Genomic DNA, 12,681 nt, shown 5'->3' on the forward strand with positions numbered 1-12,681 from the left:
CAAGCCAAAGCCAACGAGTTTCCCACATTCCAACAAAATTTTTACAACAACAACAATAAATTATTAACAAAAAACTCTACTTTTGAGTGTTACTAAAGTGGGTGAGATTACATTGGAAGTATTGATATTAGATAAATTCACTTATAAAATTAGACAAACAATCGAATTACCTGATTATTTTGAAAAAATAATCTTCAAAGATTCAAAAGTCAAAATTATTTGTTTTGGAGAAAATGTTGTTGAAGAAAAACTAAAGTAGATTAATTTATGGCAAAAATATTATTAGAAGGTTGGCGGAATGGATTTCTTAAATTTAACTAATAAATACAACTTAGCTTCATTCAAAATAATGTGCTAAATTTGATTCAAACTGAATAAAAAAATAGGTCTTATGATCCTCAAAGCTACAGAAAAAGACATCCCCGCCATTCAAAATCTGGCGAAAAGCTCCTGGCAATCGGCTTATGCTCAGATTTTGGAGCCACTGCAAATCGAGTATATGTTGGATCTGATGTATTCTGAATCGGTCTTGAAAACCCATTTCGACAATCCAAATTATCAATATTATATGATTAAAGAAGATGAGGTTTATCTTGGATTTGTTGGCTTCGAATTTCATAATAAACCGCAAACGACCAAGTTACACCGCATTTATCTTCTAAAAGAAGCGCAAGGAAAAGGTCTCGGAAAAAACGCACTGGAATTTGTAAAAAGCGAAACTCAAAAAGCGGGCGACAAAAGATTGATCTTGACGGTCAATAAAAACAACAAGGCCAGAAATTTCTACGAATCGCAAGGTTTCAGGGTTTATGACGAAGCCCTTTTTGATATCGGAAATGGTTATGTGATGGACGATTTTCTGATGGAGTTTTTAATCACATAATTTTCAGGGGCTTCTAAAATTCCTAACTTATCTTCCCCCACTTATTCTTCCCCTTATATTGTTTGATGTAATATTGCTTCATCAGCTGATTTTCCGGATGTGCAAGAAGCGCATCTTGCTCCAAGATTTTTTCAACCGCCAGTTTCGAGGCTTTGATGATGGCAGAATCTTCTATCAAACTCAATTTTTTGAAATCAACAACACCACTTTGCTGCGTACCGAGAATGTCGCCTGGTCCGCGCAGTTGCATATCCACCTCCGAGATCTTGAATCCATCATTGGTCTCCACCATCGTTTTGATTCTCGTGCGGCTGTCATTGCTCAGTTTGTCGCCCGTCATCAGGATGCAGTAGCTCTGTTCTGCGCCTCTGCCAACGCGTCCTCGCAATTGGTGAAGCTGAGACAGCCCAAATCTTTCCGCGCTTTCGATCACCATTACAGAGGCGTTCGGAACGTTCACGCCCACTTCTATCACCGTGGTCGCAACCATAATTTGGGCTTGTCCGGAAGCGAAATATTGCATATTGAGGTCTTTTTCCGCAGGTTTCATTCTGCCGTGAACCATCGTTACGTTGTAGTTCTTGAAGTAATTCATCACGTGATCCAAACCTTCCATTAGATTTTTCAAATCCAAGGTTTCCGATTCTTCAATCAATGGATAAACGAAATAGATTTGTCGGCCTTTTTCGATCTCTTCTCGGCAGAAATTATAGACCGAAACGCGATCTCTTTCGCGCCGATGCGCTGTAATAATTGGTTTCCGACCAACGGGCATTTCATCTATCACCGAAACATCCAGATCGGAATAAAAACTCATCGCCAAAGTCCGCGGAATAGGTGTTGCGGTCATTACCAAGATGTGCGGCGGAATGTTATTCTTTGCCCAAAGTTTAGCCCGTTGCGCTACTCCGAAGCGATGTTGTTCATCAATTATCGCCAAGCCCAGATTCTGAAATTTCACTTTGTCTTCCAACAAGGCGTGCGTTCCTATCAGGATAGAAAGTTGCCCGTTTTCCAGCTCTTCGTGAATGATTTTTCTTTCGGAAATTTTGGAAGATCCCGTCAGCAATCGCACATTGATATTCGTATTTTGCAGCATTTCTTTGATGGAATTAAAATGTTGCTGAGCCAGGATTTCCGTCGGAGCCATCAAGCAAGATTGAAAACCGTTGTCCATCGCAATCAGCATCGTTAATAACGCCACCATCGTTTTCCCGGAACCAACATCACCTTGAAGCAATCGGTTCATTTGGATTGGTCGTTTCATATCCAGTCGGATTTCTTTCAGAACCCGTTTTTGCGCATTCGTTAATTCAAACGGGAGATTATTTTCATAAAAATCACTGAAATAGTCGCCTACGATCGGGAAAGGATTGCCGAATGATTTTGTTTTATGATGAAGTTTTTTCAGGCCATAACCAAGTTGGAAAAAGAAAGATTCTTCAAACTTCAATCGCCTGTTGGCTTCCTCAAGTTGTTTTAAATCTTTCGGGAAATGGATGAAATAGTAGGCATTAAGCCGCCCAATCAACTTCATCGATTTCATCAAATAATCAGGCAGATTTTCTTGAATCAAATTGGGTAAGTCTTTCAGAAGATTGAAGATGACGGTCTGGAAAAATTTATTGGTAATGCCGCGTTTCGTCAGCTTTTCGCTTCCGGGATAAACCGGCAGAAGCGTTCCGGACAAGGCTTTTTTCTCATCAGTTTCAATTTCCGGATGAGGCATTGAGAAATTCCCGTTAAAGAAATTGACCTTTCCGAAGATGAAAATTTCCTGATTCAGCGGGATTGCCTCCTGCAGCCATTTTGTATATCTGAACCAAACCAGATCCATCGTTCCGGTCTCGTCCCGGAATTTTGCTGTCAGGCGTTTTCCCCTGTCATACGACACTTCTTGAATGTCAGTTATTTTCCCTTTCAGTTGGATGTCGGTTTCGGAATCTCTGCTAAGGCTTCCAATTTTATGGATTTTGCTTTTATCGATGTATCGGATTGGGTAAAAGGTGAGTAAATCTTCCACCGTCGAGATCCCCAACACATTTTTGATGAGTTTTGCGCGTTCGGTGGCGATGCCTTTGAGAAATTCTATGGAAGTTTCTAATGTCAAAAGAAAGAGAATTTGTTCCGACGAATTTCGGGAAATTTTATGAATTTATTAGAAAGCATGATTAAACTTAAAGTATTAATCTGACATCTAAATTCTAATATCCCGCTTCTATAAAGTTATTCCTTAATCTTCGACCGGAATTTCTTCTGATAGCCTTCCCATTCCCGTCGGGATTTGATTTTTTTGTATGCGTTGGTAGCAATCATCGTGAAGTAGGGTTCCACTTCTTGAGCTTTAAGAAATCCGGACAGACTGGTAATAGGATCTGTATTTTCATCAAGAAAAACCATCGTCGGGATGATATTGATATTCATATATTTAGTGAACTGATGCAGATTGTTTTTGCTTTTAGAAACTTTGTAATTAGGATTGGTAAAAGTGTGACCTGCGTAAGAAACGGGAGCATTGCCATCGCTTTCAAATTTGACGGCGTAGAATCTTTCGTTGATGATACGGGCAATTTCGGGATGGTTGTATGTTTGTTTTTCCATTTCTTTGCACGGCACGCAAGCATCTGTGTAGAAATCGATGAGGATTTTGCGGGGTTCTTTTTTTTGGGCTTCCAGTGCCTGCGCCAGACTCATCCAATGAACTTGGGCAGAGCTGGAAATGGAAATGAGAATGAGCACTGTAACTGATAATATTTTTTTCATCTTTACTTATGATGGTGCAAAAGGGTTTTAGTTAAAATTTTAACGCAAAGTTCGCAAAGTTTTTTTAACTACTGACTGTTTTTAAGATTCTCAAAGGCTTGAAACTTAGATGACTAAATAAAAAATTCAGAGTTCCAATTTCGTGAGGTTGATAATCAGTAATTTGTGAAATCATTATCTTACTTCTTGCATTAATTTTTTGACGAATGGCGAGATCAAAATTAGTACAACGCCCGCTATTAATGCATATAAGCCCAATTGTTTGTATCCATTGGTGTAAGTGATGAGCGCATCGTAATTGGTGGCGCCGGCTTTTACTTTCGCCATTCCTGCCCCAATCTGCCCTGCAACATATTGCCCGTAAGCAGAGGCCAGGAACCACATTCCCATCATCATTCCTTGGAGTTTTTCGGTGGAGAGTTTGGTCATTATAGATAATCCGATCGGCGAGAGACACATCTCGCCCAACGTGATGACGAAGAGTGCCAGCGTGAAAACACTCAGCGAGGTGACGCCTTGCTGAGTCGCGAAAAACCGTGTTGCAAAGATGACGTAATATCCAAGTCCCAAGAAGATGAAGCCCAAGCCAAATTTAATAATCGTGTTGGGCTCCATTTTCTTTTTATTGAGCCATATCCAGAAAAGACCGATTGGAACGGCGACCAGTAAAATAAAAAACGCGCCTGCCGAATTGTTGACACCGTTGGGATCCAGACCCAAAAGATCTTGGTTCAAATTGTTTGCTGCGAAGATGCTTAATGAACCACCGCTTTGCTCATAAATTCCCCAAAATAGGACTGAAAATAAGATGAAAACCAAAGCTGCCCAAAGTTTGTTTCTTTCGGCTGCGCTTACTTTTGACATTTCGTAGAAGAGATAAAGCAAGGTCAGCGGTCCAACAGTCCACATAAAATAGTCGGTATATTGCGGAACTGAAACCATAATTATAACCAAAGGCACAAAGACGATGGATAAGACATAAACTCCGTATTCTTTCCATTTTGGAAACGGCGAAAACGTGCCATCTGCATTCGATTTTTGAGGTGGAAGTCCAATGGGTCCTAAGTGTCTTTGTGTAAAGATAAAATTGATCAAACTGATTACCATCACGATGGCAGCCAAGCCGAAAGCAACATTCCATCTTTTATGTTCGGGAATTAAGCGTGATAGCATTTCGCCCTTTCCGATGGCGATGCACAGGTAGCCGCCCAAAAGTGCTCCCAGATTGATACCGGCGTAGAAAAGAGAAAATCCGGCATCGGTTCTGCTGTCATTGGGTTTATAAAGTTTTCCGACCATCGTAGAAATGTTGGGTTTGAAAAAACCCGTTCCTACAACCGTGAAAGCAATTCCGATAAAGAAAAAATCGTGCGGATTGGCAGCCAAAATCGCACTGCCGATAATCATCAGGAAGCCTCCCCAAAAAAGCGATTTTCGGAATCCTAAAATTTTGTCTGCAAATAATCCTCCTACAAAGGTGAAGGTGTAAACGAAAGCTTGTGTTGCGCCATATTGCAAATTTGCTTGTTCGTCTCCGAATTTTAACTGAGAAATCATAAAAAAAACCAGCATACCGCGCATGCCGTAGAAGCAGAAGCGTTCCCACATTTCTGAAAAGAAAAGGGACCAGATTTGTTTGGGATATCTGCCTTTGAAATTTTGTATTTCTTCGAGGGTAAGGTTCATTCTATGATTTTTTTGACATACGAATTTAACAAAAAACCACCGGATATTCGGTGGTTCTGCGTTGTTATATTTGTGAGCAGTTAGTTCAATCCGTGCATCATTTTTTTCAGTCTCGGTGATAAAATTGCCAAAATTATTGCAGCAACGCCACAAAGCACCACAAATACCATAAAGAATTCGAATAAGTTATTAATCTCAACCCCCGCAAATGTGGTGTTGGCCACAGGTAATTGTTCTTTTTCAAATAATGCCACTTGCTCGGGAGTCAATGTCACTTTTTTGTCCAAAACATCTTGAAGATTGACACCCAGTTTTTCGGCTTTTACAAATTTGTCGCCCGTTGCAGGAATGATGGATCCCAACGAGCCTGCTAAAGCGTAACCCGCAGCATTAGAAATAAAGAATACACCATATAACAGGGATGCAAATCTTTTGGGAGCCAGTTTTCCTACCAAAGATAAGCCAATTGGCGACAGGCAAAGTTCGCCCATTGTTTGGATGAGGTATAGTAACATCAGCCATTTGATGGCCAATAATCCGGTATTTCCCAAGTCTTTGACGTTGTACGCAATAATCAAGTAGCTTAGGGCAATCAGACCCAAACCGATTGCTTGTTTCATCGGAGAAACAGGTTCCTTGCCTTTGGCGCGCAATTTATCCCAGAGCAAACTGAAAGGCAAAGCCAGCAGTACCACGAACAATCCATTGAAAATCTGAACCATCGACGGCGGCATATTCCATCCAAAAATATTTCTATCGGTTTGATTATCAGCAATAAATGTTAATGAGGAACCAGCCTGCTCAAAAGCTGCCCAAAAGAAAATGATAAAGAATGAAACGATATAGATGACCCAGATTCTGTCTCTTTCCACTTTGGTCTCGGCAGAGCTCATAATCAAAAATGCCAATGAAATGCCGGCGGCGTAGATGAATGGATAGATAATTCCTTTGATCAGTTGACCCATTTCAACAGAGCTAAAACCAAATTCGCTCACCAAAATATAACGGAACACGAAGAACAAGGCTACGAATAGCACGCTCGCGATTCCCATATTCTTACCCGAAAATTTAGCCGTTTGTGTTTCGCCTTCTTCGAAATCTTCGCTCGTATTATTTTTTGGCAATCCACCGATAGGCCTGCCTTCGGGCGTTACCACGTATTTGTTTTTAAGAATAAGAAACGTGGTTGTTCCTATCAACATTGCAATAGAAGCGGCCAAAAATCCCCATTTGAAAGCAAAAACATCGCGAACACCGGAAGCATCTTTGACATCTCCTAAATAGGGGCAGATAAACTGACCTAAGAATGCACCAATGTTGATACCCATATAGAAAATGGTAAATGCAGAATCCAGTTTAGACTTTTCCTGTTTTGGATAAAGACTTCCCACCATCGAAGAAATATTGGGTTTGAAGAATCCATTTCCGAAAATAATAACAAACAGTCCCAGCCACATCAACGTTTTGGCACCACCCAGATTTGTAGAAAATGTAGAAGCACTGAAGAACAGGAATAATTGCCCAATGGCCATCAAAGTGCCACCCGTTAAGATGGCATTTCTGTTTCCAATATATTTGTCTGCTATGAAACCGCCCAAGAGCGGCGTCAAATAACAGAGCGCCAAAAAGCCGCCGTAAATAATGGCCGCATCTGCTTCTTTGATTAGGAGAGCATTTACGAGAAAGAGCGTCAGCAATGCCCTCATTCCGTAAAAGTTAAACCGCTCCCACATTTCGGTGCCGAATAATACCCAAAGACCCTTTGGATGCTTTTGCTTAGCCTGTACTGCTGTATCCATATTTCTGATTGTTAAATTTTCTTAAAGGTAACAAATATAGTTTTTTTTCATAAATGGGAAAGCTAAATTGCAAGCGATTAACAAAATCCAACCGATTTATTAAACAATAATGGAAATTAGAAAGTCGAATTCCGAAGACATCAACGAAATAATGAACTGCATCGACTTCGCCAGAAAGCTGATGCGCGCCAGCGGAAATTCTGTGCAATGGATCAATGGTTATCCTTCCAAAGAATTGATGTTGGAAAGTATCGAAAATGGTTTTAATTTTTTGATTTTGAAAAATGGGGAAGTTGTGGCCACTTTTGATTTTATTATCGGCAATGATCCCAATTATTCAGTAATTGAAAATGGAGCTTGGCTGAATGACGATCCATACGGCGTCATCCACCGATTGGCGTCCAACGGGAAGGCAAAAGGCGTCGCGAAATTCTGCTTCGAATGGTGTTTTTCCCAATTCCCAAACATCAGAATCGATACGCACGAAACCAATATCGCAATGCAAAAAGTGTTGGAAAAACTCGGTTACCAAAAATGCGGCATCATCTACGTGGCCGATGGAACGCCGAGATTGGCCTATCAATTGGTCAATAGTTGATGGTTTTTGGTTAATAGATTTAATAATTTTTAAAACGAACAACCATCAACCAACAACCAACAACCCTCTTTAATCAACCCCTTTCTCCTTCATCACTTGATTCAAAAATTTCAGCATAAACAGGCCGAGTACAAAAGCAAAAATCAACAAGGCAAAATTTACAAGGAAGTAATATTCCTTATGTTCGTAACTGTACCAAGTGCTGGCCAAGATTCCGGAAAGCTTGTTCCCAATAGAGTTGGCAAGGAAAAATCCACCCATCATCAAAGCGGTCAATCTCACTGGCGACAGTTTTGAAACCACCGATAAACCCATCGGAGAAAGGCAAAGTTCCCCAATCGTCACCACGCCGTAACTCGCAACCAACCAGAGCGGAGAGACTTTCACGGCGCCATTATCGCCGGCAAATACGGCGCCTACCATCACGAGGCAGGACAAAGCGGTGATGAAAAGTCCAATCATAATTTTTGTAGGCGTCGTCGGTTCTTTCCCGCGTTTTCGCAGAATTGCCCAGAATCCGACAATCAAAGGCGTGAGAACAATCACCCAAAACGGATTTACAGATTGGAAAAGTTCGGTATTGAAGAGATACACTTCCTGTTTTGGATCTTTGGCTAATGCAGCAAGTTGCTTGGGGTCGATATTTTTAAAATAAACATCTTTGCCAATGACTTTTATGGTTTCGCCGGCTTCATTTTTCTGCGAGCGGAATTGATCGTCGTAAACGGCCACTTCTTTGTCTTCAAATGATTTCCCGACGGTTCCGTTTTTCCCATCCAGCATATAAATGCTTCGCATTGGTTCCACTAATTTCTCGGGAATGCTGCGATCGGTGTAATAGTTGGCCCAACGTGTCAATGCTGTTCCGTTTTGTTTGAAAATCGCCCAAAAAAACATACAGACCAAGAAGATCATCAGCAAAGCGCCGATGGACCTTTTCTCGTCGTGATGCGCCTTGACGTAAATTGAAATGTAAAAATAAACTACCGGAACGCAGGCAAAAATAAAGGCATCCGTGCTGTCGCTTCCAAAGATATTGCCGGGAATGATCCATCCGATAAATCCAACAATTAATGCGGGTACAAAGACTTTCAGGAGCACATCAGAAATCTTGCTGTCGCCTTCTTTGGCCGGCTTCATTTTGCAGGCGTGACGGATATGCTTCAATCCAAAACTGAAAATCACCAAGCCAATGAGAATTCCCACGCCGGCGGCGATGAAAGCCTCGCCCCAGCCAAACCGGTTGCGCATATAAGCTGCAATAATGTTGCAGATAAACGCACCAATGTTGATTCCCATATAGAAAATATTGTAGCCGGTGTCTTTGTTCTTTTTGTATGGTTCCTCGGAATAAAGATTCCCAAGAATGGTAGAAATCGTCGGTTTGAAGAATCCGTTCCCGATGATTATTAGGCCCAATGAACCATAAAACAAAGGCAATTCTTTGAAAAATCCGAGACCGATGTATCCGGCAGCCATCAAAATCCCACCCAGATAAATGGATTTGATATAACCAAAAAGTCTTTCTGCAAGAAAACCGCCGAGAAACGGCGTGAGATAAGTGAGTGCAATATAAGTTCCGAAAACATCATCTGCCATTTTATCCGGCAATCCCAGTCCGCCTTTGTCGCCGCTTGGTTCTATGAGGTAGAGCACGAAAATGCCGAGAATCAAATAGTAACCAAAGCGTTCCCACATTTCTGTGAAAAAAAGATAAGGCAGGCCTTTGGGATGTTTTTTCATCACTGTTTTTGTCTTGAATCGTAAAAATAGAAATTTAAAATGAATTAAAAGCCACTCAAAAATTGAGACCTGATGTTATTTCTAATTTGAAACCGGTGCTGGTGAAGTATATTCTATAACTTCTTTGACTTTTGATCTCTCCGCTTTCACTAAGCCATTTATTAAACTTTCAATCTTCGTTTTAGAACTCACAAACAAGTTTTCAAATGTATAGGAAAAAACGCCGGTATAACCTCCTTCAGTTAAGTAATAGTTAGCCATATAATGAAAATCCATACCTTGAATATTTGCAATATATTCTAAGAATAAAACGTTGATTCCATTGAGAGTTCGGTACTCTGAAGAAATCAATCTGAAAAAGCTGGCTCTTTTTTGAAGATTAGAAATTATCAAGTTTTTCAAATTTTTCAAAGTTTGAATTGGAGCTTTTTCAGAAACAAAAACACCATAAGATTGACTGGTTATATCTTGAAAAGTATATTCAGCTATTGGTGAAATGTCAGCTTTTACAGTTTTCCACTGTTTTGGATTAAAGTAAATTCCAGAATCTAATTTTTGGCTTTTTAAAAGAAAAGTGGCATCCGCAGATTTATTGAAAATGGTGTTGTTGGTTATTATTTCGTCCATCGTTTTTTCGTCACTTTCATTCACGAAACGCCAAGTTTTATTATCAAAAAGAACAACTTCTTTCCCGTCTTCTGTCAAAGCTTTTGTTTGTGAGGAGGAAAAAGAATAGAGCAGTGCAAAGAATATGATTGTTATTTTTTTCATGATTAATTTGAATAAGTATTAGTTTTTATTTTCTTGAATCGTAAAAATAGAAATTTAAAATGAATTAAAAAATTTTAACAACCTTGATAAAAAGTTGTCGAAATAGTAGATTATAAAAAACCGCAAAAGATATTTCTTCTGCGGATTTTTTTATCTTCCAGCTTTCAACATTTCTACAAATTCTCCAAAATAAAATTCGTCATTTTCTCGTAAAGCTGAGGCCGTGTGTTGCCACCAAAAATGCCGTGATTCTTGTCCGGATAAGCCATAAACTCAAACTGCTTTTTACTCTGAATCAAGGCTTCCGAAAACGCCATCGAGTTCTGGAAATGCACGTTGTCATCAGCTGTTCCGTGGATCAAGAGGAATTTTCCTTTGAGTAATTTTGCAAAGGTCGTGGGCGAGTTTTGGTCGTATCCTTCCGGGTTTTCTTGAGGCGTTTGCAGGAATTTTTCGGTGTAAACGGTGTCGTAATATCTCCAGTTGGTGACGGGCGCCACCGCAATGCCGAGTTTGAAGATATCGGCCCCTTTCGTCATCGCGAGCGAACTCATATAACCGCCAAAACTCCATCCGAAAATCCCGATTCTGGTTTTATCGATATAAGACTGATTTCCAAACCATTTTGCGGCGGTAATTTGGTCTTCGATTTCATATTTTCCGAGTTGTTTGTAAATCACTTTTTTGAATTTGGAACCTTTGAAACCTGTTCCGCGACCGTCTACACAAGCTACCACATAGCCTTTCTGCGCCAGCATTTCGAACCAAATTCCGTTGCCGCCGTCCCAAGAATTGGAAACTTGCTGAGAGCCCGGCCCGGAATATTGGAACATAAATAATGGATATTTTTTCGTGGGATCAAAGTTTTTGGGTTTGATGATCCAAGCATTCAGCTGGTCGCCAACCGAATTGGGAATGGTCAAGAATTCTTTGGTGACGAAGCCATCTTTTTGAAGTTTGGAAAGCACTTCATCGTTATTCTGAAGCTCCTTAATTTCCTTCCCAGAAGCGTCCTTCAAAACAAATCGGTAAGGAGAAGCGGCCGTTGAAACTGTGTTGATGAAGTAATTGAAAGTTTTGCTAAATGCCGCCGAATTGTTGCCTTCCGGGTAAGAAATTAGCGTGGTTTTTCCGGAATTGATATCCAGTTTGGAAACCACTTTATTCAGACTTCCTTTTTCCGTAGTTTGGATGTAGGCTTCTTTGGTTTTCGGGTTGTAGCCGTAGTAATCGGTGATTTCCCAATTGCCTTTCGCCACTTGTTTTTTGAGTTTTCCGGATTTATCGTACCAATAGAGTTGTCGGTAGCCATCGCGTTCCGAAGCCCAAAGAAAGGAATTGTCGTCCAAAAACTCCATCGTGAGATTGTCGGTTTCTATCCAAGCGTTGTCTGTTTCGGAGAATAGTTTGGTCAAGTTTCCGGATTTTGTATCCACTTTAATTAAATCCACTTTGCTGTGATGGCGGTTGCTGGTGGCGATTACGATTTCGTTGTCAGCATTGGTTTGCCAGATTTGCGGGATGTAATGATTCTCAAAATCGGAAATATTTAATGCCGTTGTCTTCGCAGACTTTAATTGGTAAAGATTGGCAGAAACGGTTGAGTTGGTTTCGCCGGCTTTTGGATATTTGTATCGCATTTCGGTCGGGTAAAGTGCTTTGCCGTATATCGGGATGAAGATTTCCGGAACTTTCGACTCGTCAAATTTTACGAAAACGATGGCGTCGCCCGATTTGTTCCATTGGTAATAATCGGCGTGAGAAAATTCCTCTTCGTAAACCCAATCTCCCAATCCGTTGATAATGGAATTTTTCTTTCCGTCGGAGGTTATCTGGACAATTTTATTTGATGTCAGATCCTGATAAAACAAATTATTATCTACAATAAAAGCGACTTTGCTCCCATCGGGCGAGAACTTGGGCTCCTGAATCCAGTTTCCGTTATTGAGCGTTGCCACTTTGTTTGATTTCAAATCTTTCACATCAAATTTGCCCAAAAAAGAATGTCTGTAGATGGGTTCGCTTTCTTTCTGAAGGAGAATTTTGGATTCGTCGGGTGAAAAAATATAAGCTTCGAAACTGCCATCCACGATGTTTCCGGCTTTTTGAGACGTTTTATAATTGTACTTTGCGATGCCGTCTTTCTCGATGGTTGCGTAGTTTTCGCCATCATTTAAGGAGGCAATTCCTGCGATGCCTTTTCCGCGGTAATACCCGGAATAGATTTTGTCTAATGTAATTTCCTGAGCATTAATACTTTGCACAAAAACAGACGCGATCAAAACAACAGTAACGAATAGTTTCTTCATTTTTTAAGATTTTAATGACGTAAATATAATAAAGATATATTGTTTTGAATGTAATTATTGAAACGGAGAATTGCTAAATGCGTGAGGGATAGTAGTGGAAATCCTTTTTTGCGGATGAAAAGGTGAGGG

General features: G+C 40.4%; 10 protein-coding genes. 3 read left to right on the forward strand and 7 right to left on the reverse strand.

Annotated features, from left to right (window positions below):
* Positions 1-82: 82 nt before the first annotated feature.
* Complete coding sequence (locus DTW91_RS12645; protein ID WP_185144723.1) at positions 83-259, forward strand: hypothetical protein; 177 nt, start codon at positions 83-85, stop codon at positions 257-259.
* A 132-nt stretch (positions 260-391) separates the two neighbouring features.
* Positions 392-883 (forward strand): GNAT family N-acetyltransferase, encoded by a 492-nt coding sequence (locus DTW91_RS02615; RefSeq protein WP_125201864.1) that lies wholly within the window; start codon positions 392-394, stop codon positions 881-883.
* 22 nt (positions 884-905) lie between these two features.
* On the opposite strand, the gene recG is transcribed toward DTW91_RS02615, so the two are convergent.
* The 4 genes from recG to DTW91_RS02635 all read right to left on the reverse strand — a co-directional run bounded on the left by recG (position 906) and on the right by DTW91_RS02635 (position 7,131).
* Positions 906-3,005 carry an ATP-dependent DNA helicase RecG gene (gene recG, locus DTW91_RS02620; protein WP_262696660.1) on the reverse strand — a complete coding sequence of 700 codons (2,100 nt, stop codon included), beginning with the start codon at positions 3,003-3,005 and terminating at the stop codon, positions 906-908.
* Between the two features lie 104 nt (positions 3,006-3,109).
* Complete coding sequence (locus tag DTW91_RS02625) at positions 3,110-3,646, reverse strand: thioredoxin family protein (protein ID WP_125201866.1); 537 nt, start codon at positions 3,644-3,646, stop codon at positions 3,110-3,112.
* 174 nt (positions 3,647-3,820) lie between these two features.
* Complete coding sequence (locus DTW91_RS02630; RefSeq protein WP_125201867.1) at positions 3,821-5,332, reverse strand: peptide MFS transporter; 1,512 nt, start codon at positions 5,330-5,332, stop codon at positions 3,821-3,823.
* Positions 5,333-5,412: 80 nt separating this feature from the next.
* Entirely contained in the window at positions 5,413-7,131 is a 1,719-nt protein-coding gene (locus DTW91_RS02635) for a peptide MFS transporter (protein ID WP_125201868.1), read from the reverse strand.
* A gap of 109 nt (positions 7,132-7,240) precedes the next feature.
* Between DTW91_RS02635 and DTW91_RS02640 the strand changes: the two genes are divergently transcribed.
* Positions 7,241-7,729, forward strand: coding sequence for a GNAT family N-acetyltransferase (locus DTW91_RS02640; RefSeq protein WP_125201869.1), 489 nt, complete (start codon positions 7,241-7,243; stop codon positions 7,727-7,729).
* 69 nt (positions 7,730-7,798) lie between these two features.
* Here DTW91_RS02640 and DTW91_RS02645 read toward each other — a convergent pair whose 3' ends face one another.
* The 3 genes from DTW91_RS02645 to DTW91_RS02655 all read right to left on the reverse strand — a co-directional run bounded on the left by DTW91_RS02645 (position 7,799) and on the right by DTW91_RS02655 (position 12,552).
* Positions 7,799-9,475, reverse strand: a complete 1,677-nt coding sequence (locus tag DTW91_RS02645) for a peptide MFS transporter (RefSeq protein ID WP_125201870.1) — start codon at positions 9,473-9,475, stop codon at positions 7,799-7,801.
* A gap of 78 nt (positions 9,476-9,553) precedes the next feature.
* Complete coding sequence (locus tag DTW91_RS02650; protein ID WP_125201871.1) at positions 9,554-10,243, reverse strand: hypothetical protein; 690 nt, start codon at positions 10,241-10,243, stop codon at positions 9,554-9,556.
* A 173-nt stretch (positions 10,244-10,416) separates the two neighbouring features.
* On the reverse strand, positions 10,417-12,552 hold the full coding sequence (locus DTW91_RS02655) for a S9 family peptidase (RefSeq protein ID WP_125201872.1): 2,136 nt from the start codon (positions 12,550-12,552) through the stop codon (positions 10,417-10,419).
* Positions 12,553-12,681: the final 129 nt, after the last annotated feature.

The organism is Chryseobacterium sp. SC28 (assembly GCF_003932955.1).
Classification (GTDB): domain Bacteria; phylum Bacteroidota; class Bacteroidia; order Flavobacteriales; family Weeksellaceae; genus Epilithonimonas.